The 26,569-nt window shown below is 69.9% G+C and carries 28 protein-coding genes and 1 pseudogene; 16 read left to right on the top strand and 13 right to left on the bottom strand.

Translation table 11 applies throughout. The annotated features are described in order from the left end of the window. The first annotated feature begins 177 nt into the window (after window positions 1-177). The 6 genes from ACGFRB_RS19800 (at window position 178) to ACGFRB_RS19775 (ending at window position 7,000) form a co-directional block, all read left to right on the top strand. Window positions 178-1,524 carry a hypothetical protein gene (locus ACGFRB_RS19800; protein WP_393244560.1) on the top strand — a complete coding sequence of 449 codons (1,347 nt, stop codon included), beginning with the start codon at window positions 178-180 and terminating at the stop codon, window positions 1,522-1,524. Between the two features lie 360 nt (window positions 1,525-1,884). Then, window positions 1,885-2,496, top strand: a complete 612-nt coding sequence (locus ACGFRB_RS19795) for a TlpA family protein disulfide reductase (RefSeq protein WP_393244558.1) — start codon at window positions 1,885-1,887, stop codon at window positions 2,494-2,496. A gap of 13 nt (window positions 2,497-2,509) precedes the next feature. Continuing rightward, complete coding sequence (locus ACGFRB_RS19790) at window positions 2,510-3,253, top strand: cytochrome c biogenesis protein CcdA (RefSeq protein WP_361231088.1); 744 nt, start codon at window positions 2,510-2,512, stop codon at window positions 3,251-3,253. 8 nt (window positions 3,254-3,261) lie between these two features. Then, window positions 3,262-5,175: a cytochrome c biogenesis protein ResB gene (locus tag ACGFRB_RS19785; protein WP_393244556.1), complete on the top strand. Its 1,914-nt coding sequence runs from the start codon at window positions 3,262-3,264 to the stop codon at window positions 5,173-5,175. Continuing rightward, window positions 5,172-6,275, top strand: coding sequence for a c-type cytochrome biogenesis protein CcsB (gene ccsB / locus ACGFRB_RS19780; RefSeq protein ID WP_393244554.1), 1,104 nt, complete (start codon window positions 5,172-5,174; stop codon window positions 6,273-6,275). The genes ACGFRB_RS19785 and ccsB overlap by 4 nt, the downstream gene beginning before the upstream one ends. 68 nt (window positions 6,276-6,343) lie before the next feature. Next, window positions 6,344-7,000, top strand: coding sequence for an SRPBCC domain-containing protein (locus tag ACGFRB_RS19775; RefSeq protein WP_393244552.1), 657 nt, complete (start codon window positions 6,344-6,346; stop codon window positions 6,998-7,000). Between the two features lie 31 nt (window positions 7,001-7,031). Here ACGFRB_RS19775 and ACGFRB_RS19770 read toward each other — a convergent pair whose 3' ends face one another. The 3 genes from ACGFRB_RS19770 to ACGFRB_RS19760 form a co-directional block, all read right to left on the bottom strand. After that, complete coding sequence (locus tag ACGFRB_RS19770; RefSeq protein ID WP_363002693.1) at window positions 7,032-8,567, bottom strand: hypothetical protein; 1,536 nt, start codon at window positions 8,565-8,567, stop codon at window positions 7,032-7,034. 4 nt (window positions 8,568-8,571) lie between these two features. Next, window positions 8,572-10,800: a hypothetical protein gene (locus tag ACGFRB_RS19765; RefSeq protein WP_393244550.1), complete on the bottom strand. Its 2,229-nt coding sequence runs from the start codon at window positions 10,798-10,800 to the stop codon at window positions 8,572-8,574. Window positions 10,801-10,927: 127 nt separating this feature from the next. Then, window positions 10,928-11,179: a GntR family transcriptional regulator gene (locus ACGFRB_RS19760; RefSeq protein ID WP_393244548.1), complete on the bottom strand. Its 252-nt coding sequence runs from the start codon at window positions 11,177-11,179 to the stop codon at window positions 10,928-10,930. Between the two features lie 357 nt (window positions 11,180-11,536). Between ACGFRB_RS19760 and ACGFRB_RS19755 the strand changes: the two genes are divergently transcribed. Both ACGFRB_RS19755 and ACGFRB_RS19750 read left to right on the top strand, forming a co-directional pair. Further along, window positions 11,537-11,689 (top strand): hypothetical protein, encoded by a 153-nt coding sequence (locus tag ACGFRB_RS19755; RefSeq protein WP_393244546.1) that lies wholly within the window; start codon window positions 11,537-11,539, stop codon window positions 11,687-11,689. 23 nt (window positions 11,690-11,712) lie between these two features. Beyond that, the gene (locus tag ACGFRB_RS19750; RefSeq protein ID WP_393244544.1) at window positions 11,713-12,015 is read left to right on the top strand and encodes a hypothetical protein; all 303 of its coding nucleotides are present in this window, start codon (window positions 11,713-11,715) and stop codon (window positions 12,013-12,015) included. Window positions 12,016-12,512: 497 nt separating this feature from the next. Here the strand turns inward: ACGFRB_RS19750 and ACGFRB_RS19745 are convergent, their stop codons facing one another. From ACGFRB_RS19745 to ACGFRB_RS19715, 7 genes and pseudogenes are all read right to left on the bottom strand, one after another. Then, window positions 12,513-12,950: a glycine-rich domain-containing protein gene (locus ACGFRB_RS19745; protein ID WP_393244542.1), complete on the bottom strand. Its 438-nt coding sequence runs from the start codon at window positions 12,948-12,950 to the stop codon at window positions 12,513-12,515. Window positions 12,951-13,081: 131 nt separating this feature from the next. Continuing rightward, on the bottom strand, window positions 13,082-13,306 hold the full coding sequence (locus ACGFRB_RS19740; protein ID WP_363002707.1) for a hypothetical protein: 225 nt from the start codon (window positions 13,304-13,306) through the stop codon (window positions 13,082-13,084). Between the two features lie 87 nt (window positions 13,307-13,393). Further along, a complete protein-coding gene (locus tag ACGFRB_RS19735) occupies window positions 13,394-14,236 on the bottom strand; it encodes a helix-turn-helix domain-containing protein (protein ID WP_393244540.1) in 843 nt (280 codons plus the stop codon). After that, window positions 14,233-14,769 carry a DUF6879 family protein gene (locus ACGFRB_RS19730; protein ID WP_393244538.1) on the bottom strand — a complete coding sequence of 179 codons (537 nt, stop codon included), beginning with the start codon at window positions 14,767-14,769 and terminating at the stop codon, window positions 14,233-14,235. Before ACGFRB_RS19730 ends, ACGFRB_RS19735 begins: the two co-directional genes overlap by 4 nt. Window positions 14,770-14,772: 3 nt before the next feature. Further along, window positions 14,773-14,979, bottom strand: coding sequence for a hypothetical protein (locus tag ACGFRB_RS19725; RefSeq protein ID WP_363002713.1), 207 nt, complete (start codon window positions 14,977-14,979; stop codon window positions 14,773-14,775). Between the two features lie 146 nt (window positions 14,980-15,125). Beyond that, on the bottom strand, window positions 15,126-15,695 hold the full coding sequence (locus ACGFRB_RS19720) for a DUF6879 family protein (RefSeq protein ID WP_393244536.1): 570 nt from the start codon (window positions 15,693-15,695) through the stop codon (window positions 15,126-15,128). A gap of 228 nt (window positions 15,696-15,923) precedes the next feature. Beyond that, window positions 15,924-16,319: pseudogene (locus ACGFRB_RS19715) on the bottom strand (PLD nuclease N-terminal domain-containing protein); the annotation flags it as partial. A gap of 99 nt (window positions 16,320-16,418) precedes the next feature. Here ACGFRB_RS19715 and ACGFRB_RS19710 point away from each other — a divergent pair. From ACGFRB_RS19710 to ACGFRB_RS19695, 4 genes are all read left to right on the top strand, one after another. Then, on the top strand, window positions 16,419-17,876 hold the full coding sequence (locus tag ACGFRB_RS19710; protein WP_393244534.1) for a menaquinone biosynthesis decarboxylase: 1,458 nt from the start codon (window positions 16,419-16,421) through the stop codon (window positions 17,874-17,876). Then, window positions 17,873-18,775 (top strand): menaquinone biosynthesis prenyltransferase MqnP, encoded by a 903-nt coding sequence (gene mqnP / locus ACGFRB_RS19705; RefSeq protein ID WP_363002718.1) that lies wholly within the window; start codon window positions 17,873-17,875, stop codon window positions 18,773-18,775. Before ACGFRB_RS19710 ends, mqnP begins: the two co-directional genes overlap by 4 nt. A 61-nt stretch (window positions 18,776-18,836) precedes the next feature. Continuing rightward, window positions 18,837-19,397 carry a Uma2 family endonuclease gene (locus ACGFRB_RS19700; protein WP_393244531.1) on the top strand — a complete coding sequence of 187 codons (561 nt, stop codon included), beginning with the start codon at window positions 18,837-18,839 and terminating at the stop codon, window positions 19,395-19,397. Between the two features lie 47 nt (window positions 19,398-19,444). Next, window positions 19,445-20,137, top strand: coding sequence for a UbiX family flavin prenyltransferase (locus tag ACGFRB_RS19695; RefSeq protein ID WP_363003244.1), 693 nt, complete (start codon window positions 19,445-19,447; stop codon window positions 20,135-20,137). Between the two features lie 254 nt (window positions 20,138-20,391). Here ACGFRB_RS19695 and ACGFRB_RS19690 read toward each other — a convergent pair whose 3' ends face one another. Continuing rightward, window positions 20,392-20,532 (bottom strand): hypothetical protein, encoded by a 141-nt coding sequence (locus tag ACGFRB_RS19690; RefSeq protein WP_393244530.1) that lies wholly within the window; start codon window positions 20,530-20,532, stop codon window positions 20,392-20,394. A gap of 112 nt (window positions 20,533-20,644) precedes the next feature. On the opposite strand from ACGFRB_RS19690, the gene ACGFRB_RS19685 reads away from it, so the two are divergent. Both ACGFRB_RS19685 and mqnE read left to right on the top strand, forming a co-directional pair. After that, entirely contained in the window at window positions 20,645-21,100 is a 456-nt protein-coding gene (locus ACGFRB_RS19685) for an Lrp/AsnC family transcriptional regulator (RefSeq protein WP_363002724.1), read from the top strand. A gap of 210 nt (window positions 21,101-21,310) precedes the next feature. Next, window positions 21,311-22,474, top strand: a complete 1,164-nt coding sequence (mqnE, locus tag ACGFRB_RS19680; protein WP_361231108.1) for an aminofutalosine synthase MqnE — start codon at window positions 21,311-21,313, stop codon at window positions 22,472-22,474. 318 nt (window positions 22,475-22,792) lie between these two features. On the opposite strand, the gene ACGFRB_RS19675 is transcribed toward mqnE, so the two are convergent. Continuing rightward, window positions 22,793-23,326, bottom strand: coding sequence for a GNAT family N-acetyltransferase (locus tag ACGFRB_RS19675; RefSeq protein WP_393244527.1), 534 nt, complete (start codon window positions 23,324-23,326; stop codon window positions 22,793-22,795). 109 nt (window positions 23,327-23,435) lie between these two features. Between ACGFRB_RS19675 and ACGFRB_RS19670 the strand changes: the two genes are divergently transcribed. Together ACGFRB_RS19670 and ACGFRB_RS19665 are read left to right on the top strand one after the other, a co-directional pair. Continuing rightward, the gene (locus ACGFRB_RS19670) at window positions 23,436-23,702 is read left to right on the top strand and encodes a DUF4229 domain-containing protein (protein WP_363002728.1); all 267 of its coding nucleotides are present in this window, start codon (window positions 23,436-23,438) and stop codon (window positions 23,700-23,702) included. A gap of 564 nt (window positions 23,703-24,266) precedes the next feature. Then, window positions 24,267-25,607, top strand: coding sequence for a dicarboxylate/amino acid:cation symporter (locus ACGFRB_RS19665; RefSeq protein WP_393244525.1), 1,341 nt, complete (start codon window positions 24,267-24,269; stop codon window positions 25,605-25,607). A 118-nt stretch (window positions 25,608-25,725) separates the two neighbouring features. On the opposite strand, the gene ACGFRB_RS19660 is transcribed toward ACGFRB_RS19665, so the two are convergent. Next, window positions 25,726-26,490, bottom strand: a complete 765-nt coding sequence (locus tag ACGFRB_RS19660; protein ID WP_393244523.1) for a pyridoxal 5'-phosphate synthase — start codon at window positions 26,488-26,490, stop codon at window positions 25,726-25,728. Between the last annotated feature and the right edge of the window lie 79 nt (window positions 26,491-26,569).

Here is a 26,569-nt window from a genome sequence, read left to right as displayed (position 1 = left end):
GGGGTTCACGGGATCTCCTCAACCATCACAAAGGCGACCGGGAATGTGTCGATTCCCGGTCGCCTTGGAATTTCTGTTCGTATTCCCGGAACCTCCCGCTTCCCTCCGGCATCTCACTGATTGTCGGTTCGTATGACGTTCGGATTTTCGTCGGGCGTCAACGGGAATGGGGATGCCATGCGCGGGGTCAGCGGAGTCAACGGGGTCAGTCGACGGAGGCTCCTCGGAGCGGGAGTCGGCGCGGCCGCCGCCCTCGGTGTCGCGGGATGCGGGGCGGGAAGCCAGGGCGGAGCGGGGAACTCCGGTCCGGGCCGGGGCGGCGACGCGACCGGTGGTCCCGCCTCGCCCACGGAGAGGGACGCCCGTCCCATCGGCGACGGTTCCACCGCCGACACTGGAAAGCAGCCGCATCAGCCGGGGGCCCCGGTGCCGCTCGAACCCGGTCAGACCCCGCCCCAGTTCGTGGTCTTCTCCTGGGACGGCGCCGGCGAGGTCGGCAACGGCCTCTTCCCCCGCTTCCTGGAACTCGCCAAGCAGCACGACGCGGCGATGACCTTCTTCCTCTCCGGGCTCTACCTCCTGCCCGAGTCGAAGAAGAACCTCTACCGTCCGCCGAACAACGGCGTCGGCGCCTCCGACATCGGCTACCTCACCGACGACCACATCAAGCAGACGCTGAAGTACGTCCGCCAGGCGTGGCTCGACGGTCACGAGATCGGCACCCACTTCAACGGCCACTTCTGCGGCGGCTCCGGCTCCGTCGCCCACTGGACCCCGGCCCAGTGGCAGAACGAGATCGACCAGGCCATCGGCTTCGTCACGAAGTGGAAGACCAACAGCGGCTGGGACGACCTCGACCCGCTGCCCTTCGACTACACCAAGGAACTCGTCGGCGGCCGCACCCCCTGCCTGCTCGGCCAGGACAATCTGCTGCCCACGGCCAAGCGGCTCGGCTGGCGCTACGACGCCAGCTCGCCCGGCGGCCAGCAGATGTGGCCGGTCAAGCGCGGCGGCGTCTGGGACCTCCCGCTCCAGGCCGTGCCCTTCCCCGGCCACAGCTTCGAGGTCCTGTCGATGGACTACAACATGCTCGCCAACCAGTCCAAGAACTCCACCCAGGGCGTGCCCGCGAACTACCCCGGCTGGCGCAAGCAGGCCGCCGAGGCGTACCTGGCCGGTTTCCATCGCGCGTACGAGTCGAACCGTGCCCCCTTCTTCATCGGCAACCACTTCGAGCAGTGGAATGGCGGCATCTACATGGACGCCGTCGAGGAGGCCCTGAAGGGCATGGCCGGGAAGAAGGACGTGCGGCTCGTCTCCTTCCGGCAGTTCACGGACTGGCTGGACGTCCAGGACCCGAAGATCCTCGCCAAGCTGCGGACCCTGGGCGTCGGCCAGTCCCCGGCCGGCGGATGGAACACCTTCCTCCGGCCCGAGACCGGTGCCGGAACCGGGACCGGGGCGACGGGCGGCAGCGGTACGGGTGCGGGTGACGGGGCCGGCGCGGCCGGTACCACCTCCTGAGGCGTTCCCGGAGAAACCTTCCTGGGGACTGGAGATTTCCCCGGGCGACCCCTGACCGACCCCTGACCGATCCCTGGGCGACTTCTGGCCCACTCCTGTGGATCCCCTGTGAACCCCGTGAGGGTTCCCTGAGGGGATCCACGGGGGAGCCCCGGTCGCTCCCCGAGGTTCCGCGGCCCGGCGCTTCCGACGTCCTCTGGCGGCGACCCCGCCACCCCCTGCCGGCCCCCGACGGCCGCCGCGGAATCCCGGCGAACCCCGAAAATCCGGGAAGCAGACTTAGCCCGCCTTGACAAGGGGCTTTACGGGCACGTAGGGGGGCGCCCAAGATCCGCGAATCGCCCATGCGAAACTTTTCACATGAGCCTTAGCCGTGCCCCTCGTCGCGCCCTGCAGGCAGCCGTTTTCCTGGCCGCCGCACTGGCGCTGACCGCGTGCAGCTCCGACTCCAACGGGAAGTCCGGAGGCGGCGGTGGTACCAACTTCGTGACCAGCTCGGGCGGTATTTCCACCGTCGCCAAGGGCGAGCGCACCCCGACCGGCACGCTCGCGGGCAAGACCCTCGAAGGCAAGCGGCTCGACGTCGCCGACCTCAAGGGCAAGGTCGTCGTCCTCAACGTCTGGGGCTCGTGGTGCGCGCCCTGCCGGGGCGAGGCACCGCACTTCGCCAAGGCGGCGAAGGAGATGAAGAGCAAGGGCGCCGACGTCGAGTTCGTCGGGATCAACACCCGCGACGGTGTCACCTCCAAGGGCCTCGCCTTCGAGGAGGAGTTCGGCATTCCGTATCCGAGCCTCTTCGACCCCTACGGAAAGATCATTCTCGAAGGGTTCCCGAAGGGCACCCTGAATCCCCAGGGCATTCCCACCACGATCATCCTCGACAAGGAGGGGAAGATCGCGGCGCGCTCGCTGATGGGTCTCGACGAGACCAAGCTCCGTTCCATGATCGACCCGCTCCTCGCCGAGAAGTGACGGGGAATTCGACGTGGATCCCAATCAGACGGTCCTGAACGGCGCGCTGCTGCTCGCGCTGCCGGTCGCCGTCCTCGGCGGACTGATCTCCTTCTTCTCGCCGTGCGTCCTGCCGCTCGTCCCCGGCTATCTGAGCTACGTGACCGGGGTCACCGGCACCGACCTCGGCGACGCCCGGCGCGGCCGGATGACCACGGGCGCCGCCCTCTTCGTCCTCGGCTTCTCCGCCGTGTTCGTCTCCGGCGGCGCGCTGTTCGGCTTCTTCGGCTGGACCCTCCAGAAGTACAGCGGGATCCTGTCGAACATCCTCGGCGTGCTCATGATCCTCATGGGCGTGTTCTTCATGGGCCTCATGCCGTGGCTCACCCAGCGCGAGTTCCGCTTCCACAAGCGGCCCTCGACCGGGCTCGTCGGCGCGCCCGTGCTGGGCGCGCTCTTCGGCATCGGCTGGACCCCGTGCATCGGCCCGACGCTCGGCGCCGTGCAACTGCTCTCCGCCCAGCAGGCCAGCGCCGGCCGCGGAGCGCTCCTGACCTTCGCGTACTGCCTCGGTCTCGGCATCCCCTTCATCCTCACCGCCGTCGCCTTCCGCAAGGCGCTCGGCGCGTTCACCTGGGTGAAGAAGCACTACGCGTGGGTGATGCGGATCGGTGGCGGCATGATGATCGTGACCGGTGTCCTGCTCCTCACAGGAGCGTGGGACAGCATGGTCTCCACGATGCAGAGCTGGTCCACTGGTTTCACGGTGGGGATCTGAGAGCCGAGATGAGTACGACCGACACGACGGATACCACCGACCCCACCGGCACGCCGGACGCCGCCGACCCCGCCAACGCGACGGACCCCGCCAACGCGACGGACCCCGCCGGCGAGCCGGACGGCGACGCCCTCGGCGCGGCCGGCGCCCAGTTGTCCACCGCCCCCCGCGAGGAGAGCGCCGAGGTCCTGCTCGGCGGCCCCCGCCTCGGCGTCATCGGCTGGATCCGCTGGTTCTGGCGGCAGCTGACGTCCATGCGGGTCGCCCTGATCCTGCTGTTCCTGCTCTCCCTGGGCGCCATCCCCGGCTCCCTCATCCCGCAGAACAGCGCGAACGAGATGAAGGTGCAGGCCTTCAAGGACGCCCACGAGACGCTGACGCCGATCTACGAGAAGCTCCAGCTCTTCGACGTCTACAGCTCGGTGTGGTTCTCCGCGATCTACATCCTGCTGTTCGTCTCGCTCATCGGCTGCATCGTGCCCCGCACCTGGCAGTTCGTCGGGCAGCTGCGCGGCCGCCCGCCGGGCGCCCCCAAGCGCCTCACCCGGCTGCCCGCGTACACCACCTGGCGCAGCGAGGCCGAGCCGGAGCAGGTCCGCGAGGCCGCTCTGAAGCTCCTCAAGGGCCGCCGCTTCCGCGCCCACACCGCCGGCGACGCCGTCGCCGCCGAGAAGGGCTATCTGCGCGAGGCCGGCAACCTGATCTTCCACGTCTCCCTCATCGTCATGCTGGTCGCCTTCGCCTGGGGCCAGCTGTTCAAGTCCGAGGGCGGCCGGCTGATCGTCGAGGGCGACGGCTTCTCCAACACGATCACCTCGTACGACGACTTCAAGTCGGGTTCGGGGTTCGGGCTGGAGGACCTCCAGCCGTTCAGTTTCAAGCTGGACAAGTTCACCGGTACGTACGAGAAGAGCGGCCCGCAGCGCGGCACCCCGCGCACCTTCGAGGCCGCCGTCACGTACTCCGAGCCCGGCAGCCCCGACAAGCAGGGTGTCATCCGGGTCAACCAGCCGCTGAAGGTCGCCGGCTCCAAGGTCTATCTGATCTCCCACGGCTACGCGCCCGTGGTCACCGTCCGCGACGGCCGCGGCAAGGTCGTCATGAGCGAGCCCGTGCCGCTGCTGCCGATCGACAACAACATCACCTCGACCGGTGCGATCAAGGTGATGGACGGCTACCGCGACAAGAACGGCAAGAGGGAGCAGCTGGGCTTCCAGGCCTTCTTCGTGCCGACCTTCGCAGGCGCCGGCAAGGGCACGATGATGTCCCAGTTCCCCGCCGCGGACTTCCCCGTCATGGCGCTCACCGGCTACCACGGCGACCTGCGCGTGGACTCCGGGCTGCCGCAGAACGTGTACCAGCTGGACACGTCCAAGATGAAGCAGTTCTCGGTCGCGGGCGGCACCGGCAAGGCCCAGCGCCTGCTGCCGGGCGAGACCATGAAGCTCCCGAACGGCGCCGGCTCGGTCACCTTCGAGAAGGAGATCCGGGAGTGGGCGAGCTTCCAGATCTCCGAGCAGCCGGGCAACGGTCTCGCCCTCACGGGCGCGATCGCCGCGATCGCCGGTCTCGCCGGATCGCTGTTCATCCAGCGCCGCCGGATCTGGGTCAGGGCCGTACGGGGCGCGGACGGCGTCACCGTCGTCGAGATGGCCGGCCTCGGCCGCAGCGAGTCGGCCCGGCTGCCCGAGGAGCTGGCCGAACTGGCCGCGACGCTCCACGCGCAGGCACCGGCCGCTCCAAAGGCTCCCTCCGACACCTCCTCGGAGACCGCCGTCCCGGAGACCGCCGTCCCGAAGACCGCTGTTCCGGATTCCGCTGTTCCGGATTCCGCCGAGCCGGAGACCGCCGTCCCGGACCCCTCACCCACCACTGCCGAAGCCGCAGCAGAACCTGCCCAAGCTGGAGAGGCCGACAAGTGATCCTCGCCGCCGCGACCAACGAGAGCCTGGCGCAGACGAGTAACTATCTCGTCTACTCCTCGATGGCCGTCTACACACTGGCCTTCATGGCCCATATCGCCGAGTGGGTGTTCGGCAGTCGCAGCAAGGTCGGCCGTACCGCCGCCGCGCTCACCGGCGCCGGATCCGGCGCCGGTGCCGAGGGTGCCGCGGCCCCGGCCGTGACCGTCCAGGTCAAGACGGCCGGCGGCGGCACCGCCGTGCTCGACCGGCCGAAGGTCGTCACCCGCTCCGCGGCCGGCTCCCGTGACGTCCCGGACGGCCCCGGCGCGGCCGGCGGCACCGTCAAGGGCGATCTGTACGGCCGTATCGCGGTCTCGCTGACCGCCCTCGCCGCCCTCCTGGAGGCCGGCGGCGTGCTCACGCGCGCGCTCTCCGTGCAGCGGGCCCCCTGGGGCAACATGTACGAGTTCTCGATCACCCTCTCCACGGTGGCGGTCGTCGCGTACCTCGCCTTCCTCGCCGCGAAGAAGAACGTCCGCTGGATCGGTCTGCCGCTGGTCACGACGGTCCTGCTGGTCCTCGGCCTCGCCACCACCGTGCTGTACACCGACAGCGACCAGCTGGTCCCGGCGCTGCACTCGTACTGGCTGTGGATCCACGTCTCCACCGCGATCGTCTGCGGCTCCGTCTTCTACCTCGGCGCCGTCGCCACCGTGCTGTACCTGTTCCGCGACTCGTACGAGAACAAGCTGGCCAACGGCGGCGACCCGAGCGGCTTCGCCCGCTCCGTCCTGGAGCGGCTGCCGGCCGCCGCGACGCTCGACAAGTTCGCCTACCGGGTCATCGCCGCGTTCTTCCCGCTGTGGACCTTCACGATCATCGCGGGCGCGATCTGGGCCGGCGAGGCGTGGGGCCGCTACTGGGGCTGGGACGCCAAGGAGGTCTGGTCCTTCATCACCTGGGTCGCCTACGCCGCGTACCTGCACGCGCGCGCCACGGCGGGCTGGAAGGGCCGCAAGGCGGCGTACATCGCGCTCGTCGCCTTCGCCTGCTACCTGTTCAACTTCTACGGTGTGAACATCTTCGTCAACAGCCTGCACTCGTACGCGGGCGTCTGACCCGGCACGACCGCCGGCGGCGCGGCTCCGGGCGGGCGGACCACGCCCGCCGGGGCCACGCTGGAGATATGACCGAGATACCCCGGGGCAGGAGCGAGACCCACGACATCGACCGCCATCTGCTGCGGTACGTGGTCGACCTCCCGCACCCGATGGGGCACGTCTGGCACGCCGTCGCCTCGCCCGAGGGCCTGGCCCGGTGGCTCGGCGCGACGGATGCGCTGGAGCCCCGGCTCGGCGGGCGCGTCACGCTGTGCGGGCCGGACGGGGCCGAGTACGTGGACGGCCGGGTGACCGCCTGGGACCCGGAGTACGTGGCCGAGTACACGCTCGATCCGCCACACCCGGACAGGGCGGCCCGTGCCGGTCCCACCGCCCATGCCGCTGACATCGCCGACACGGCCGATCCGCCGCACGGCCGGATCCGGTTCCACCTGGAACCGGGCCGGACGGACGCGGCCGGGTCGGCCGTGCTGCGTTTCACGGCGGAGGTGCGCGGCACCTCCGAGGACCGGATCGACCGGCTCGCCGACTGGCACGCCCACCTGGAGCGGCTGGCCGAGGCGCTGGACGACGCTGCCGAAGGCGGTGCCGGGGCTCGTGTGGCGGGCGTACGGGAAACAGGGGTACGGGAAGCAGGGGTACGTGAGCCGGGCGTACGCCGGCGCGAGCTGCGCGAGGCGTACGCCCGGGACGAGGCCCTGTGGCCCGTATGGGAGCCGTAGAGCCGGACAGCCGTAGAGCCGTAGCTACGAGCTACTGCGGATTCGGCTTCAGACAGTTCGGTGTCGGCGCCTTGCCCTCCGGCCAGGCGATGGACTCGAACCGCTGGGTGCCCTTGGGGGTCAGCGACACGATCGGCACCGCCTTGTTGAACGGGTTGCCGTAGTTGTCCAGACAGATCCAGCCGCTCGCGCCGTTCACCCGCTGCAGCTCACCGGTGACCTGCGGCCACTGCTGGCCGACGTCGGACGGCTCCGGGTACGGCTTGCCCTGGGCGGCCTCGCGGATGGCGTGCACGGCCGTCGCCACCGCGTCGTACGCGATGATCGCCTGCCCGTCGCCCAGCGGCACCGGCTTCTGGGAGGCGTGGGAGACGGCCTCCAGGAAGGTGTCGTAGTCGGCCTCCGAGCCCCCCGTCTTCGGCAGCGTCGGGTTGGTCGCGGCCCGCCAGGCGTCGGGGTGCGCGAGCGCGGCGTAGCGGACGGTGAGCCGGGCGGTGAGGGCCTTGCGGTCGAGCTTGGGGTCCGAGCCCAGGTAGGAGCCCTCGTCGCCGGTGAGGACGGTGACGGAGGAACGCGCGGCGCAGCCGCGTTCACCGAGTTCGTTGATGAACTGGCGCAGCTGGGTGTGGCGGCCGGCGAACAGGACGGTCTCGGACTGCGTCTCGCAGACCCGGGAGGCGATCTTGTTGAAGATGTTGGAGGTGGTGCCCTCGGCGGTGGAGTCCGGGGGCGAGGTGAACACCGCGGGTTCGTAGGGGGTGCGGCCCTTCAGGGCGGTGGCGAAGGCCGCCTTGAGGGTGTTGGTGTAGTGGTCGTCGGTACGGGTGTCCTGGACGATCAGCGTCCGGCCGGCGTCGACCTTGCCGAGGGGCAGCGCCCTGGCCTCGTCGTTGTTGGTGGGGGAGACCCGGGCGAGGCCGGGGAAGTCGTTGTGGTCCGGGCCGTTGGCGATGTCGTCGGCGGTGATGGTGGTGCCGACGACGGCGATCTTCGCCTTGGTGAGGGCGGCGACGGAGCTGCGGATCTCGGGGGAGGAGGTGGCGACACCGCTGACCGCGCGCAGCCGGTCGGGGGCGCCCGTCATGCCCTTCAGCTGCTGGACGACGCGCTCCCAGTGGACGTTTTCGTTGCCGGTGTTGGCGAGGACCAGCCGGATCTTCGGGGTGCGGCCGTTGGCCTTGTTGTTCTCCCAGTACTGGCGGGCGTAGGAGCCCTGGAGTTCGTGCAGGACCTTGGCCCGCATGCCGGGGTCGGTGGAGGTGAACGGCAGCAGGATGGCCACGGTGACGTACTTGCCCTCCTTGAGCACGCCGTTCTCGTGGCCGATGAGCCCGGCGATCTCGGCGAGCTGGGGCACGCCGAAGGCGAAGCCGGAGCCGTTGACGCCGACGCATTCGTCCGACCCCTGCGGGCGTTCGACGCCCGGCGCGCAGGAGCGGTCCTCCGGGGTGGTCCATTTGTCGATGCCCCAGCCGAGCGGTACGCCGACCAGGACCAGGGCGACCAGCGCGGCGAGGAGTTTCTGCCGCGTGGTGAAGAGATAGCGGTTGCGCAGTCGGCTGGCCATCGCCTCAGACTCCGTCCTCGCGGCCCGGCGGCAGCGACGGCCGGCGCCAGGCGTGAATGTCTCTCGGCCAGTGCGTGGCCGCGTCCCACAGCGGACTGTTGCCCGTCAGATGACGCCCGGAAAGCTGGCGCAGCTCGTGGGCCATCTTCTCGGTCACCTCGCCGTCGGGCAGGGCGAGGGGATCGGTGAGCAGCCACACGGCGTGCAGCAGCCGGCGCAGGGACAGGTGCAGGGAGACCGCCTCGGCGTCGAGCCCGGCGGGCAGCCGCGGGCCGGCCGAGGGATCCGGGGTGGTGTCCGGGTCCCGGGGGTCCCGGGAGTCCCGCGGGTCCCGGGAGTCGGGTCCGTCTCGTCCGTCCCGTCCGTCGCGTGAGCCACCGCCGTCCCGTGAGCCACTGCCGTCCCGGGAGCTTCCGGCGCCTGCGGCGTCCGCCGCTTCGCGGCCGAGGGCGACGGCCCGGCGCGGGTCGGGGCCGGACGGGCGGGCGGCGGTGTGCGGGTACGGGGCCGAGGCGATGAACCGGAGCCGACCGAGCCAGCCGATCACATCGGGCTCGGGGAACGTGACGCGCAGATGGGTGACCGCGTCGTCGACCCGGCCGAGGGCCAGTTCGTGGAACAGCCGGTACGGGCGCTGCTCGGCGCGGTCGTAGTGCCGGTGCAGGGTCTCGTGGACGGCCCGCCAGGCGGAGTGCCGGGGATGGTCGCCGTCGCCGAAACGCAGCCGGTGCAGGAGCAGCGCGCGCAGCAGCGGGTCGGCGACGAAGTGCTCGGGGCCCTCCGGCCAGTCCTCGGCGCGCAGTTCGTCCCGCACCCGCAGTGCCATGTCCCCGTCCCGGGACTCGGTGTGCAGCCGGGTACGGGCGAGCAGTCGCGCGGACTCCTCGTCGTGCGCGGCGGCCAGTACGGTGAACGGCTCCAGGCGCGGCTGCGGCAGCAGCGCCCGGAGCAGCGCCGGGGCCACCGGCACCGGGGGCGCGTCCTCGCGCAGCTCCACGCTCAGGTCCAGCAGGGCGCCCGGGGTGAGCGTGCCCCGCTCGGCGCGGGGCGTCTCGGCGGCGGCCTGCCCGAGCAGGGTCACGCCCAGCGGCCGGCCGCCGGTGAGCCGGTGCACGCCCCGGGCCAGGTCGGGCGGGGTGAGCCCGGACGGGTCGAGCCGGTCGAAGGCGGCCTGCGCCTGGGCCGGGGAGAGCGGGGTGAGGGCGACCGCGAGGATGCCGGAGGTGATGTCGCCGCCGCGCGGGGCGGGCGCCCGGTGCGCGGTCTCGGGCAGCCGTGTCCGGTGGGCGTGCCGCATGCCCTCGTGCTCGTGGACCCGGGAGGTGGCGAACACGACGACCTTGTCGCGGCGCCCGTCGTCGCGGGCCCGCAGGATCGGTTCGAGCAGCCGGCGCCCGAGCTCGCCGTGGGCGTTGTCGAGCAGCAGGACGGGACGGCCGCGCCGGGTCCCGGCCCGGGTGAACCCCCGGTAGGCCTGGCCCAGGTCCTCGATCAGCGCGCCGACGAGGAAGTCCTCGGCCTCCTGGCGGCGCCGGCCGCCCTGGTCGAAGTCGATGGCGAGCTGCTGGAGACCGGCCTTCCCGCGTCCGCCCGCGTTGCGGTAACTCCCGTACCAGCTGTCCGACTTCTTCTGGACCCGCCCGAACACCTCTTCCAGGACGGTCTCCACGGTCGCTTCCGCGAGCAGCCCGGCGAGCGGTACGGCGCTCTCGGCGAAGGTCGCGGCGAGCTTGGTGAGCACCTTGGCGACCCAGTTCGTGGCGGCACCCTTGGCCGCGTCGACCGTCGACAACACCGGTCCAAGGCGCTGGAGATCACGCTGTGCGCGCTCCTCGTCCTCCTGTGTCCAGCTGATCGACGCGACGGCGACGAGCCCGAGCGAGAGCCGGGGGAACTCCACCGCCTTCGCCCCCGTCACCTTCGGCGCCAGCTGCACCGCCAACTCGGCGAGCGAACCGGTGAGTTCCGTCCATCCCCGGCCGTGGTCGGCGGGCGGCTCGATGCGCGCGCAGTCGATCAGGGCGAGCGGGGTGGCGCCTTTGTACGCGTTGCGCAGCTGCTTGAGCAGCGCGGTCTTGCCCATCCCGCGCCCGCCGGTGAAGACGACGACCGGCGGATCGTCCCCGTGCTCGTACCGCACCCCGGACAGCCGTTCCCCGTCGAGCCCGACCAGTCGCGCGGCGAGCCCGGTGCGGTGGAACACCGCCTCCCGGCCGTACAGGTCCCTGTCCATTCACCATCCCCCGGATCCCACCAGATGCGTCTCGTCACATCGCAAGTTCAGGATATAGACGGCGAGTTGGAAAGGGGCGGGGCTTTATCGAGGGAATCGCGGGCGCGGTAGGGAAACCGTGGGGCCGTCAGGGGAGGGGTTCGCCGGGGTCGGGGGTGACGTAGGAGCCCTTGCCTGGCACGGTGAAGATCAGCCCACGCTCACGAAGCTCCCGCATGGCGCGCCGTGCGGTCAGTACGGCGATTCCGTACTCCTCGGACAGGCGGCCGGGGGTGGGGATCATCCGGTCGGGCGCGAACTCTCCGCTCTCGATCTTCGCGGCGATCACATTGGCGAGCTGCATGTACAGCGGGCGTCCTGACTGGGGATCAAGGCTCATGTGCCCACGATAGATAGTCGCACTAATACACGTTCGGATGACTCTAGCTAGAGAGTGATGTAGCACGGTGCATCACGCACTACGTTGAAGCTCACCGAAAACCCCGGCGACCGCTGGAACGGCCCCGGGGCATGGCCACCAACTGATCTAGGAGTTGATGACGTGCGAAACCCTATCGCGCGTGTGCTGGGCGGGGTCCTGATTCCCGCCCTTGTCTGGCTGTTGGCGTTGTCCTTGCCCCCTACGGGCAGGCATCGTCCGCGCCCGGTGGTCCCAGCGGCCCCCGCCTCCCGTTCCCGGAGTCGAAGCCGGTCGTCGTGCACAAGGCGCTCCCCTTATGCGGCGGAGCAGTCGACGATGCTCGATGGCACCGGCTCGTGTCTCGTACGCCCCTACCTCAACGGCCCCGCCGCGCGGGCGGTGCAGCGCAGCCGCCGTCGGGCGTTGTGGCTCGCCACGGTGGGTGTCGACGCCGACCGCCGGAACATCCACGCCGGATGTGCCTGGTGAGCCGCTGCGGGGCGCGGCGGCCCGTGAACGCCGTGGTCGAGGTGGTGCGTCCGGTGTTCGGGGGCTGGGTCTGCGTACTCGATCCGGGGCACGGTGGCCCGCACCGCGACCGGGCGGGGGACGCCTGGTGGGTGAGGCTGGAGACGGTCGGTGCGGCAGGTGGCGCGGCGGGCGGACCGGAACCGGAGTACCGGTCGCCGCGCTGCCTGGTCGGTTGCCACGCGCTCTGCCGGGACGGGGTGCCGGACGACGTGGATGCCACGGATGACGTCGTGCCGGGAGTCCGCTTCCTGGTGTGCGACTGTCCCTGCCACGGCGGTCAGTAGCGCCGGCGCGTCCGGGCCTGGGCCTTGAGGGGAACGAGGTCCAGGCCGATGACGCGCATCGTGCCGGTGCGCAGGATCTCGTGTTGAAGTAGAGGGCTGTGAAGCGGTGTTCCTTGTGCTTCTCGAACTCCCATTTGGTGTCGTGGAGTTCTGCCAGACGCCCGCCGCCGGAGACACGGGCGCGGGCGGCCTGGCTGGTGATCCACTGGGCGTGCTGTTCGGTCTGGTCGCGTTCGCGGCAGAAGCGGGCGGCCAGGATCCACGGAAGGCTGGGGGAGGCCTCGGGGTCGAGGGCAGCGACGATGCCGATCTCGCCGTAGGCGGCGGGTACTTCGGAACGGGTGGTGTAGGCAAGCAGTTCGCCGAACAGGTGGAAGACGGTGACGCGTTCGCTGTCGACGACGGGCATGGGGCCTCGGTCTCGGTCGTGGTCTCGGTCTTCGAAGGGGGCCGTCCCGGCCACCGCGGGCCGGGACGGAGTAGGGGGCTGAGGCAGGTCAGCAGCAGGGGCCGTCGCCGCAGCAGGCGGGCTCGTTGCACTCGGCGGCGACGCCCCACAGCTTCCTGTCGACGGCGAAGCCGGCCCGGCGGATCAGGTCGGTGACGTCGAGCATCAGGGCGATACCGCGGATCTTGCTGTTGGGGGCGTGGTGGAGGAAGCGGCCGAAGTTCTTCTCGCACCACTGCGCGTACTCCTGGCTGTGCAGCATGAACGTGTGCCAGGCGGGGTCCACCTGACGGCTGGGCGCCATCACGTCTCCCTTGCCGGTGCTGCCCATCGTCCAGAGGAAGGCGAGTCCCTGGTCCATGACGGCCTCGGCCAGGGGGAGTTCCATGCCGTACTCGGCGGCACAGAACGCGGCGAGCCGCTGGAAAAGCGGCGGTTCGACCAGATCCCGGCCGTGACGGACGTCGAGTGTGGTGGTCGCGGTCATGCGATCTCCTTGAACACGTCACCGGCGCGCGGCCCACCCGCCCGCCGTCGTGCGCGGACTCCGGAAGGGAGCCCGATGCCCTGCCCTGGGCGGACCGGTGGTCGAGCCTTTGGGCAGGAGAGGTGGGGAGGTCATCCCTCGCGTGCCGGCCCCTCCGGGTGCCTCAGGCAGGCCCGGGGGAACCACTGCGGCGTCCAGTCACCGATCCGCAGCCGCCTCGGCCCGAGGTCGACCACCGCACCGGCGGACAGGGTCACGCCGCACCAGACGCAGTCCTGCCCGCGCTGCTGTCGTTGTGTCAAAGTCCCGATGCGCGGCAGCTCGACAGCCGCGAGTTCATGCGTCTCCCTGACCATGAGCAGGACGGTAGGCGCCCCATATGTAGCTGTGCGAGCCGATTGCTCTGGATTGCACGCAGGGGAGAGGCCTTTGCCGGCTGTTGTTCAGGAAGGGGCGAGAGCTCGCCGGGCGCGGTCGAGAAGACGGTGAATCTGGCGATCGAATACCGCCGCTTCACTCATCAAATGCCACATTTTGCGATACAGAGCGACGTCTTCGGCCGCATCGAGCCACAGTTCCGCGTTCCACGTGTCCGCGATGACCAATCGATCATCGATGATCCAGAACCCGTGCTTGGGCGAGAACGGTGTCCGAGTGCCGAGCGGGATGACGCCGAGGGCGACCGTCTCCAGGCCGATGACACCGGCGAGTCGGTCGAGCTGGGCGGCCATGGCAGCGGGGTCGCAGCGGACCGTGTACAAGGCGGCTTCCCAGACGAGGGTGTGAAAGCGGTGCCCCGGCTGATACAGGGCATCTTGGCGCTTCATGCGGGCCCGTACACCGGCCTCGATGTCCCCTGGAGCTCCGTGCCTGTTCGCGACATCAGTGAGAACGCCTCGCGCGTACTCGGGCGTTTGGAAGATACCCGGGACGATGCTCGATTCGAAGATGTGGAGGACTTCGGCGTTGGCCTCTTGCGCCGCATTGGCCTCTTGCACAGCCCGTTGACCGGCGGCGAGTTGTCGGCGCCACGAGCGGTTATGGGTCTCCAGCCCACGTAGGCGCCCTTGCAGTTCACTCCTGGACTCAGGTGCGCCGGCGGCCAGGGCCCATGCGGCCAGGTCGTCAGGAGTAGCGGTCTGCTTGCCGTTCTCAAGACGACTCACCTTGGAAGCGGGCCAACCGAGCAGTTCCGCGAACTGCTTGCCGTTCAGGCCGCCCTCGATGCGCAGGTCGCGGAGCCTGGCACCGAGGGCTTCCCTGGAATGCTGGAAATCCGTACTCACACAGTCGAAGCTACCTGCGCCGCGAAGTCCGTGCGAGGAATCGCGTGATGCCAGGCGGCGTCCCGGATCTGGCAGTAACGCAGCACGCGTTCGGCATCCTCCACGAGTTCGGCGCCGAGGTAGTTGTCGGCCTCGTCGAAGTGCAGCAGCAAGGCTTGCCGAGAGTCGAAGAGCCAGAAATCCTCACGCGGCAAGATCAGATGGTCGGCATCGGCCCGCCACAGGTTGCGGATGTCCTCGCCTGCGGCGTTGTTCACGGCCGCAGAGGCGAGCAGATACAACTGCTCGGGAGTAGGTGCCTGGTCGACGATCCGGACACGCTCGATGCGCTTGCCCAAGCGCACCTGCGTACGCACGTTCGCGCACCACGGGCGGTGGCCGTCGTTCGGGATGGTCCCCGTGGACCTGAACTGACGGTACCTCGGACTTTCACGGTCGGACGCGTATCCGCGACGAGTCTCCAAGCGCCACGCGGTGTGTGCGAACTCGGTGAAGTAGGAACCGAATGTCGCGTCATCGATGAACTTCGGCATCCGTTACTCCTTGGGAGCGAAGCGGGTCAGCAGCTCGCGCGGGACGATCACCATCGACTCCCCGGACAGTGGATTCACCATCTGCTCGATGTCGTCTTGGTCCGCCAAGAATCCCTGTACGAGGACTTCGCCGGTGTCGAGGTCCTCGTACAGGGTGGGGCACTTGCCTTCATCGCTGGTAGTGCCGAGCATGCGAAGCCTGCGGGCCATCGTTAGCCTCCCTCTTGTGGCGACTGGTCGTCCAACAGGATGCAAGGGCGTGCCTGCGCGTGGGACGGAATTGCGGCGGATTGCTCGTGGCGGTCACGAGCCCAGACGTCGGCAGCAGAGGGAAGCGGGTCGGTGGCTGGTCGGGATCACCGCGCGGAACTCACCCGCCGCGCGTACTCGGCGGTGGGCACGGCGTGGTGCCAGGCGGCGTCCCGTGCCTGGCAGGCGGTGGCGAGCTCGACTGGATCCTCCGAGAGAACGACTCCCAGAGTCGTGTCGTCCTCGTCGAAGACGAAGCGGGCGAGGACACGCGAGTCGAAGAGCCAGAAATCGACGTGGGGCAGCCCGAGCCCTTCGGCTTCAGCTCGGGGAAGGTTGCGGATGTCCTCGCCCGCCGCGACGTTGCCGAGGCCGGAGGCCAGCAAGAATGCCTGGCCCTCGGTAAGCGGTTCGTCGACCAGACGCACGCGTTCGAAGCGCTTTCCTGCGGCAACTTGCTCGCGGACGTTCTCGTGCCAGTCGGCGAAGGGACCGGCGGCGATGTCCGCGCCGGCCTTCCAGCGCCCCCACTTCGGGCTGGTGCGGTCGGTGGCATAGCCCCGGCGGGTCTCCAGGCGCCACGCGGTGTGCTCGAACTCGGCGAAGAAGGAGCTGATCTCCGAGAAGGGGACCATCTCTCCCGCGGTGTCGGGCGAGTCGAAGATGCTGAGCGCCATGGAGCCTCCCGTGCCGGGCCGTCGTGGACTCCAGCATGCAAGATCGGGTGAGGCCGGGCGTCGTGTTTGCGCCTGATTGCGCGGGAGATCAGAAGGCCGAGCGCCCCCGCCCCCGCCTCAGGCCCTCTCGCCGTCCTCGTCCCGCCGCCGCTGCTCGCCCAGCTCGCCACGGCCACCCGACTCGCCCGCGCCGCCCCGGCCATCCCGCTCGCCCCGGCCGCCGCCCGACTCCCCCTGCCCATCCCGCTGCTCCCGCCGCCGCAGCTCCTCCTCACGACGCCGCAGGTCGGCCTCCCAGTCCTTCAGGAGCGACTCGTCCTTCTTGTTGTTCTCCTCGCGCAGCGAGGCCAGGAACTCGGGGTTGTCGTCGGGGGCGACCCACTCCTGCCGGCGCTGGTCGCGGTTGCTCCACGCGCCACCGCCCAGGGGCCCGCCCGCGCGGGCGTGGCGCTTCTTGCCGGCGGCGATCCAGCCGACCGGCCCCACGATCGCGAAGAGCAGGATGATGAGGATCCAGACCACCTTGGGCAGGTGCTGGACCTCGTCCTCGGGGGTGTTCAGGCAGTCGATGAAGGCGTAGATCAGCAGCGCCAGCGGCAGGAGGAAGATCAGTGCCCTGAGCATGTGGAACAGCCCCTTGGAAGCGCCTGGGAAGGGTGAGCGGGACGCGCTTCGCGGCCCCGGTGAAGGGCCCAGCCTAGCCGGTGGCGGATACTTGCCCCTATGGCTTACGACGATCTCCGCTCGCTGCTCAGAGCGCTCGAGCGCGAAGGCGACCTCAAGCGCATCAAGGCCGAAGTCGACCCGTACCTGGAGGTCGGGGAGATCGTCGACCGCGTGAACAAGGCGGGCGGCCCGGCCCTCCTCTTCGAGAACGTCAAGGGCTCGGCGATGCCCCTGGCGATGAACGTCTTCGGCACCGACCGCCGCCTCCTGAAGGCCCTCGGACTGAAGTCGTACGAGGAGATCAGCGAGAAGATCGGCGGCCTGCTGAAGCCGGAGCTGCCGCACGGTTTCGTCGGCGTCCGCGAGGCCTTCGGCAAGCTGGGCTCGATGGTCCACGTGCCGCCGAAGAAGGTGAAGGCGGAGAACGCCCCCGTGCAGGAGGTCGTCCTCACCGGCGACGACGTCGACCTCGACCAGCTGCCCGCGCTGTTCACCTGGCCCAAGGACGGCGGCTCCTTCTTCAACCTGGGCCTCACCCACACCAAGCACCCCGAGACGGGCGTGCGCAACCTCGGCCTCTACCGTCTCCAGCGCCACGACAAGCGCACCATCGGCATGCACTGGCAGATTCACAAGGACAGCCGCAACCACTACGCCGTCGCGGCGGAGCGCGGCGAGCGGCTGCCGGTCGCCATCGCCTTCGGCTGCCCGCCGGCCGTCACGTACGCCTCGACCGCGCCGCTGCCCGGCGACATCGACGAGTACCTGTTCGCCGGCTTCGTGCAGGGCAAGCGGATCGAGATGGTCGACTGCAAGACCGTTCCGCTCCAGGTCCCGGCGCAGGCCGAGGTCGTGATCGAGGGCTGGCTGGAGCCGGGCGAGATGCTGCCGGAGGGCCCCTTCGGCGACCACACGGGCTTCTACACCCCGCAGGAACCGTTCCCCGCACTGAAGATCGACTGCGTGACGATGCGGAAGCGTCCGCTGCTCCAGTCGATCGTCGTCGGCCGCCCGCCGACCGAGGACGGACCGCTGGGACGGGCCACGGAACGTTTCTTCCTGCCCCTCCTCAAGATCATCGTGCCGGACATCGTCGACTACCACCTGCCGGAGTCGGGCGGCTTCCACAACTGCGCGATCGTCTCGATCGACAAGAAGTACCCGAAGCACGCGCAGAAGGTCATGCACGCCATCTGGGGCGCGCACATGATGTCGCTGACCAAGCTGATCATCGTGGTCGACAAGGACTGCGACGTCCACGACCTCCACGAGGTGTCCTGGCGCGCCCTCGGCAACACCGACTACGCCCGCGACCTCACCGTCGTCGAAGGCCCGGTCGACCATCTCGACCACGCCTCCTACCAGCAGTTCTGGGGCGGCAAGGCGGGCATCGACGCCACGAAGAAGCTCCCCGAGGAGGGCTACACCCGCGATGGCGGCTGGCCCGACATGGTCAAGTCCGACCCGGCGACGGCGGCCCTGGTCGACCGCCGCTGGAAGGAGTACGGGCTGTGACCACCGCCGCCGTCCCGGGCGCCCGGCCCGGACGTACCAAGGCCTTCCTGCGCCTCGTGATGATCGAGCACTCGGTCTTCGCGCTGCCCTTCGCGTACATCGCCTCGCTCACCGCCATGTACCAGCTGGACCAGTCGGTCCACTGGTGGACGCTGCTCCTGGTCACCGTCTGCATGGTGGGCCTGCGGACCTTCGCCATGGCCTGCAACCGGATCATCGACCGCGAGATCGACGCGCGTAACCCGCGCACCGCCAACCGCGAGCTGGTGACCGGCGCGGTGTCCGTGCGCTCGGCGTGGACCGGCGCCGGCGTCGCCCTCGCCGTGTTCCTCGGCTCGGCGGCGCTGCTCAACCCGCTGTGCCTCGCGCTCGCGCCGCTCGCGGTCGTGCCGATGGTGGTCTATCCGTACGGCAAGCGGTTCACGAACTTCCCGCACGCCATCCTCGGCCTCGCCCAGTCCATCGGCCCGGTCGGCGCGTGGCTCGCGGTGACGGGGGAGTGGTCCTGGGACGCGGCGATCCTCGGTGTCGCGGTCGGCGTCTGGATCGGCGGCTTCGACCTGATCTTCGCCTGCCAGGACGTCCAGGCGGACCGCGCGCACGGCGTGAAGTCCGTCCCGGCCCGCTTCGGCATCCCGGCGGCGCTGTGGGGCGCGCGGGTCACCGCCGTCGTCACCACGGCCCTGCTCGTCTGGTACGCGCTGGTCACGGACGCGGGCGCGTTCTTCTGGGGCGGTCTGCTGATCGTGGCGGCCGCGTTCTGCTACGAGCACGCGATCGTACGGCCGCACGACCTGTCCCGGCTGAACCGGGCGTTCTTCACGGTCAACGGCTTCATCGGCATTGCCCTCTTCGTGTGCGCGCTGCTCGATCTCGTGGCGCGGGGTCTGGGCGTGTAGTTACGGTCGGCCCGTCTCCGTCCGTCTTCGCGCCCGCGGAGCACGGAGGCGGGAGGCCGGCATGAGGGACGTCGAGCCCGGCGAGCCGCACGCGCGGCTGACCCGGTACGAGGACGTGTTCCCAGGGCACAGGGCGGAGATGGTCGAGGGATCCCTCGTGCTGTGCCCGCTTCGCCCGCACGACAACACCACCGTCTGGATGCTGTGGGCGGCCCTGGAAGCCCAGTTGTCGGCGGACTGGGGCTTCATCAGCGACGTCGCCGTCCCCCTCGACGGCGACAACGAGTTCTGCCCCGACCTGGCGGTGATCCCGGCCGCGGAGGCGGACCGGAATCTGAGCGCCTACTCACCGGAGCTGATCGAGCTGGTGATCGAGGTCGTCTCGCCGAGCAGTGTCCGCAACGACTACGAGGTCAAGAACCGGGCGTACGCCCGGCGCGGCATCCGTGACTACCTGGTTTTCGATCCGTACCAGGAGCACTGCGTCACCTTCTGGCATCCGGGGCCGGACGGCTACCTCGGCCGTGACACCTTCCGGTACGGCGGGACGGTGAGCGTCGAGACCTCGCTCGGCAAGCTCCTCATCGACACCGCCCCCCTCCCCGTCGACCCGAAAGCCTGACGCGTCGACCCCGATCAGGGCCGGATAGGCTCGTCGGCGTGGAGCCGGTGAACAAACAGCAGCGTCGTCCGTGGGTCGTGGGGGTGTCGGGGGCGTCCGGGACGCCGTACGCCGCCGCCGTACTGCGAGGGCTGCTCGCGGCGGGAGAGAGCGTCGACCTGGTGGTGTCGCGGGCGTCGCGGCTGACGCTGCTCGACGAGACGGGCATCGCCTTCCGGGACGCGCACTGGCGCGAGGACCTGGCGGCGTGGCTGGCGCGCGGCGCCGACGGGAAGCCGCACACCTTCGATGTCGGCATCGACGCCGACGGCGCGGCGATGGCCGATGTGCGGTACTGGCCGGCCGGGGATCTGGCCGCCGGGCCGTCCTCGGGGTCGTACCCGGCGAAGGGGATGCTGATCGTGCCGGCGTCGACCGCGTCGGTGGCGGGGGTCGCGCTCGGACTGTCGAAGGATCTGCTCCAGCGGGTCGCGAGCGTGACGCTCAAGGAGCGGCGGCCGCTGGTCGTCGCCGTACGGGAGACCCCGTTGAACGGGCAGACGCTGAAGCACATGGTGGCGCTGGACGAGGCGGGCGCCGTGGTGCTGCCGGCCTCCCCGGCGTTCTACGCGGGGGCGACGCACATCCAGGACCTGGTGGACTTCGTCGCGGGGCGGGTGCTCGACGCGGCGGGGGTGCCGCACACGCTGTACCGCCGGTGGGAAGGAGAGCTGGGTGGAGCCGCTTCCCGTAAGGACTGAACCCCTGAGGGCTGAACCCGTAAGGGCCGTACCCCCAAGGATCGAACCCCCAAGGATCGAATCCGGAGGGGCTGCCCCTGAGGGGGCCGATCCCGTAGGGGCCTACACCGCGGCCCGGTGGCCGGCCCGTCGTGGGGGGCCGGCCCCCGGGCCGGTCAGCGCGTCCGGCGGTGCTTCGGTGAGCACCGCGGTCGACGCTTGGGTGAGCGCGGGAGCCGACGCCGGGGGAAGAAACGTCGTCGGCAGCGCTCTGATCAGCGCTTCTTCGCGGCGGACTTCGTCTTCGGACCGCGCTTCTGCTGGGACGGCTGGTGGGCACGCGAGCGGTTGGCCAGGTCCTGCAGCTCGCGCATGCGGGCGTAGGCCATCTCGATCGTGTACACGGTGATCACCATTCCTGAAAGTTCGTCGTTGATCCACTGATGAATTCACAGGGCGTCCCCCCTGTATGCCTTAGATTCTACACCTATACTCGCGGTATCGCTGGACAATGGAAGGTTTTTTCCTATGGACGCCGTGGACAGGCAGCTCATCCAGGCTTTGCGTGAGAACGGCCGGGCCTCGTATGCCGAGCTGGGCCGTCTCGTCGGGCTCTCCGGCCCCTCCGTCACCGACCGCATCAACCGTCTCGAAGCCGCCGGTGTCATCACCGGCTACCGCGCCACCGTCGACGCGGCCTCCCTCGGCCTCGGCGTCACCGCGCTCATCGGCATCTCGCTGTCCGACGCCGCCGACCACGAGGACGTGGCCCGCCGGCTGAAGGACCTGGCGGAGATCGAGGACTGCTGGTTCATCGCCGGCGACGACTCCTTCATGCTCAAGGTTCGCGGCAGTGACGTCGACGGACTGGAGAAGACGATCCGCCGGCTGTCCGGCACGAAGGGCGTCTCCCGCACCCGTACGACCATCGTGCTCTCCACCAAGTGGGAGAACCGCGTCGGCGAGCTGCCCGAAGAGGTCTGAGCCGACGAGGTCCGGGGCGAAGGCGTCCGAACCGACGAGGTCCGGGCCGGGGAGCCCGGCGGGGTGGGAGTACCGTGGGGGAGCCCTTCGGGCGCCCTCGTGCGGGCGGTACTGGTAGGCAGTCGTCGACGGTCATAGTCGACAGTCATACGAGTGGCAGTGGCACGAGCGGGTTCGTGCAGTACGTAGCAGAGAGTGGGAGGCGGCCGTATGGACGCGGGGCTCAAGCGTGAGCTGGAGCAGAAGGTCCTCGCCGGAGAGCGGCTGAGCCGTGAGGACGGCATCGCCCTGTACGAGTCGGACGATCTCGCCTGGCTCGGCGGACTGGCCCACGAGGTCCGGACCCGCAAGAACGGCGACGTGGTGCACTTCAATGTCAACCGGCATCTGAACATGACCAACGTCTGCACCGCCTCCTGCGCCTACTGCTCCTTCCAGCGCAAGCCCGGCGAGAAGGACGCCTACACCATGCGCATCGAAGAGGCCGTGCGCCTCGCGAAGGCGATGGAGGGCGAGAACCTCACCGAGCTGCACATCGTCAACGGGCTGCACCCCAACCTGCCCTGGCGCTACTACCCGCGCTCGCTCTCCGAGCTGAAGAAGGCGCTCCCGAACGTCTCCCTCAAGGCGTTCACCGCCACCGAGATCCACCACTTCGAGACCATCTCCGGCCTGTCGGCCTCGGAGATCCTCGACGAGCTGATCGAGGCCGGCCTGGAGTCGCTGACCGGCGGCGGCGCCGAGATCTTCGACTGGGAGGTCCGGCAGCACATCGTGGACCACTCCACCCACTGGGAGGACTGGTCCCGGATCCACCGGCTCGCGCACGAGAAGGGGCTCAAGACCCCGGCCACGATGCTCTACGGGCACATCGAGGAGCCGCGCCACCGCGTCGACCACGTGCTGCGGCTGCGTGAGCTCCAGGACGAGACCGGCGGCTTCCAGGTCTTCATCCCGCTGCGCTACCAGCACGACTTCGTGGACATGAAGGACGGCAAGATCCGCAACCGGCTCCAGGCCCGCACCACCATGGCCACCGGCGCCGAGGCCCTGAAGACGTTCGCTGTCTCGCGGCTGCTGTTCGACAACGTCCCGCACGTCAAGGTGTTCTGGGTGATGCACGGCGTCCAGACCGCCCAGCTGGCACTCCAGCACGGCGCCGACGACATGGACGGCTCGGTCGTCGAGTACAAGATCACGCACGACGCCGACAACTACGGCACCCCGAACAAGCTGACCCGCGACGACCTCCTGGAGCTGATCCAGGACGCCGGCTTCCGGCCGGTGGAGCGGAACACGCGCTACGAGATCATCCGCGAGTACCCGGGCCCGGACGCGGGCCGCCGCGAGTCGCCGCAGCCGATGCGGGTCTGACTCCGTCGCCGTACCGAGAGGTGCGAGCCGAGGGGCGCCAGGTAAGAGGCGCGAGGTAAGAGGTACGACGCGAGGGCGCCGGGCCGGTGCCCGTACGGGGGAATCCGTACGGGGCACGGGTGCGGCGCCCTCGTGCGTGCGTGGCGCGCGGTGAGCGGCGCGGTCCGGCTCGACCCGGTGCGGGTCCGGTGCGGGTCCGGTTCCTGTACGGCGCCGGCCCCGCGCCCGTGCGGACTTCCCTGTGCGGACTTCCCTGTGCGGACTTCCCCGTACGGATCTCCCCGTGCGGATCTCCCCGTACGGTCTTCCCCGTACGGGTCAGCCCAGCGTCAGCAGCATCATGATGTCGTCGCGGTCGTCGCCCGGGGCCACCCGGACGGCGCCCGGGACGCGGCCGACCTCCTTGTATCCGGCCCGCGCGTAGAAGTCCTCCAGGCCGAGGCCGCCGCGGCAGCTCAGCCGGATCGCCTCGACGCGTTCGAAGCCCTCGGCGGTCCGGGCCGCCCGCTCGACCGCCTCCATCAGCGCGCGCCCGTACCCCTTGCCCTGGTGGCCGGGGTGCACCATCACCGTGTACAGCCAGATCCAGTGCGCCTGAAGGTCGTCCGTGTTGAAGGTGAGGAAGGCGGTGGCGGCCACCCGGCCGTCCTCGTCGTGGCCCACGAGCAGCCGGGTGCGGCCCTCCTCCATCGTCAGCATCTGCCGCAGCAGCGCCGGGCGGATCTCCTCCGGCGTCACGGGCGGGACGAAGCCGACGGCGCCGCCCGCGTTGGAGACGTCCGCCCAGAGGGCGAGGATGCCATCGCGCAGCGTGGGGTCGACGGCGGGATCGAGCGTGAAAGTAAGGGTCATGGAGGGAAGGTATCCCTTACGGATCGGCCGCTCAAGGGCCCCGCTCCCGGGCTTCGCGCCCGCGCGTGTTTCACTGGAAGGACGCTCGTCCGGTATGGGAGGAACTCGCATGCTCCGCTACACCCTGATGCGCCTCGGCATCTTCGCCGGCAGCTTCGCCGTGCTGTGGGGCCTGGTCTACGCCCGTGTGCTGCCGCGCGGCCTCGGCGATTCCAACCTGCTGTGGGTCCTCGTGCTCTCGGTGGTCGTCTCCGCGCCGCTCAGCTTCGTCCTGCTGCGCAAGCAGCGCGACGCCATGAGCACCGAGATCGTGCGGAAGGTCGACCGGGCGAAGTCCCGCCTGGAGTCGAACCGTTCCGCCGAGGACGCCGCCTAGGAAGCGCTCGCCGGGCGCGCGCCGCGCCTGCTGAATACGGCGTAAGAGGCGCGTAAGTTTCCTCACACTCGTAGCTGCACCCCGGACGGGGCCTCAAGGGCTCCCGTCCGGGGTGTTCTGCGTTACCCGCAAGTCTTGCGGGTGCTTTGATGCGTTTTATCAGGTTTTTTCGTCGGGTCGACGGTGGCCTGTGCGCGCTTCCGAGCCCTCCCCGCGCCCCGCGCGAGGGGTGGATGGGTGTACCCGTACCCAAAGAAGGGCTTTGAGGATCTCAAAGTTCAAGTGTTAACGTACTGGGCATGAAGACAGCAGTGCGCCTCCCCGATGCCGCGAGCGAACCGCTCGTCGCGCGCCTGCACGTCGACCTGTGCCGCTGTATGTCCGCGGTCTGTTGCCGCGTGCTCTGATCTTCGACCGCCGACCAGGCCCCCGGGTCCCCGACCCGGAACCGGTCCCCGGTCCTTCGATCCCGGCGTCATCATGCAGCGGCCCGCGCGCTGAGCGCGTGTGACTGCCGCACCCCCGTCCTCGTATTTCCCCGATACGCACCACTGGAGTGTGTCCGTGTCCGCGTCCTCGTCCGCGCCCTCTTCGGCGCCGGTGGCGAAGTCCCGCATACCGAAGATCCCGTTCTGGGCCCAGATCGTCGCCGGTCTCGCGCTCGGTGTCCTGCTCGGGTGGCTCGCCCGCAGCCAGGACATCGGCTGGCTCAAGGAGGCCCTGGCGCAGGTCGGCGGCATCTTCGTCCAGCTGCTGAAGCTGGCCGTCGCCCCGCTCGTCTTCTTCGCGATCCTGGTCTCGATCAGCAACCTGCGCAAGGTCAACAACGCGGCCCGGCTGGCCGCCCAGACCCTGATCTGGTTCATGATCACCTCGCTGATCGCCGTCGGCATCGGTCTCGCGATCGGCCTGCTCACCAACCCGGGTTCGGGTACCGGCCTCACGCCGAAGGACGGCAAGCTGCCCGAGCACCAGGGCAGCTGGATCGACTTCCTCACCGGCATCATCCCGACGGACGTCATCACGCCGTTCACCGAGCTGAACGTCCTGCAGATCGTCTTCATGGCCGCCGTCGCCGGTATCGCCGCGCTCAAGATCGGCCCGAAGGCGCAGCCGCTGCTCTCCCTCTCCGAGTCGGTCCTGGAGCTGCTCCAGAAGGCCCTGTGGTGGGTCATCCGGCTGGCCCCGATCGGCACCGCCGGCCTCATCGGCCGCGCCATCGTGAACTACGGCTGGGACCTGATCGGCAAGTACGCCACCTTCACCGCCGACATCTACATCGGCTGCGCGCTCGTCCTCTTCGGCGTCTACCCGCTGCTGCTCGCGACCGTCGCCAAGCTGAACCCGCTGCAGTTCTTCAAGGGCGCCTGGCCGGCCATCCAGCTGGCCTTCGTCTCCCGCTCCTCCGTCGGCACCATGCCGGTCACCCAGAAGGTCACCGAGCGCCTCGGCGTCCCGAAGGAGTACGCGTCCTTCGCCGTGCCGTTCGGCGCCACGACGAAGATGGACGGCTGCGCCGCGATCTACCCGGCGCTCTCCGCGATCTTCATCGCGCAGATCTTCGACGTCCAGCTCGGCATCCGGGACTACCTGCTCATCGCGTTCGTCTCGGTCATCGGCTCGGCGGCCACCGCCGGCCTCACCGGCGCCACGGTCATGCTGACGCTGACCCTGTCCGCCCTGGGCCTGCCGCTGGAGGGCGTCGGCCTGCTGATGGCGATCGACCCGATCCTGGACATGATGCGCACCGCCACGAACGTCGCCGGTCAGGCGCTGATCCCGGTGATCGTCGCGGCCCGGGAGAAGATCCTGGACCACACCGCGTACGCGACGGCGTCGGGCTCCCCGATCGACGAGACGGTGAGCGCGCCGCAGGCCGAGCCGAAGGTCGCGGTCGCCGCCTGACGCGCACCGCGCGCACGCCTCTCGCACAGACACGCACCGTGCCCCGGACCGATCCGATCGGTCCGGGGCACGGTGCGTGTAGGTGGGTGCGGTGCGGAGTCGGGGCGCGCGTACGACCTCAGGGCCAGAGGAGTTCGCGGACCCAGCCGCCCCCGGATCCGGCCCCGCCCCCGCGGCGGTAGCGGAGACGGATGTGGCGGCGCCGCTCGTCGCCCTGGAAGAACTCCACCTCGGTCGGCTCGACCACGTACAGCGTCCAGCTCTCCGCGTGCGCCTCGGGCTCGCGCAGGGCGCGGTCCCAGGCCGCTTCGCTCGCCCGGGCGAGGGTGTCGAGGGAGCCGAGGATCTCGCTCTGGTGGCCGACGAGGGCGGAGGCGAGGGCGCCGGGGGTACGGGCGTGCAGGTCGGCGTACGCCTCCTCGCGCGTCCCGGTCGTCACCGGCCCCCGGACCCGCACCTGGCGGCCCTGCGCCGGCCAGTAGAAGCCGAGGGCGGCCTCGGGGCGGTCGGCGAGCTGGCGGCCCTTGGCGCTGCCGGCGTGCGAGGCGAAGTGCCAGCCGCGGGCGTCGGCGCCGTGCAGCATCACCGTACGGACGTCGGGGCGGCCGTCCTGGTCGACGGTGGCCAGGGACAGGGTGTGCGGTTCGACGGCCCCGGCGTCGACCGCGCCGGTGAACCAGGTGTGGAAGAGCGCGACCGGGTCGTCCGGCGCCTCGGCCGGATCGAAGCCGGGCAGCGGGGTGTCCCAGACCCGCAGGGTCCGCAGGGCCTCGTGGAAGCGGCGCTCAGTGTTCCCGCCGTCGCCGTCGCTGTTGCCGCTGCCGGTCTTGCCCTTGTTCTCGGCGGTGTCGTTGTCGTTGGCCTTGGGGTCCTTGGCGTCCATGGGCTCCATCATGCGTGCGCGTGGTTTGCCGCGCCGGGGGCCGTCTGTCGCGGATAGGCCGGCCGGGCACGGGTAGTGC

This window comes from Streptomyces sp. NPDC048718 (assembly GCF_043198875.1).
Classification (GTDB): domain Bacteria; phylum Actinomycetota; class Actinomycetes; order Streptomycetales; family Streptomycetaceae; genus Streptomyces.
The sequence above is the reverse complement of the archived record's forward strand: the minus strand, read 5'-3'. Positions and strand labels throughout refer to the sequence as shown.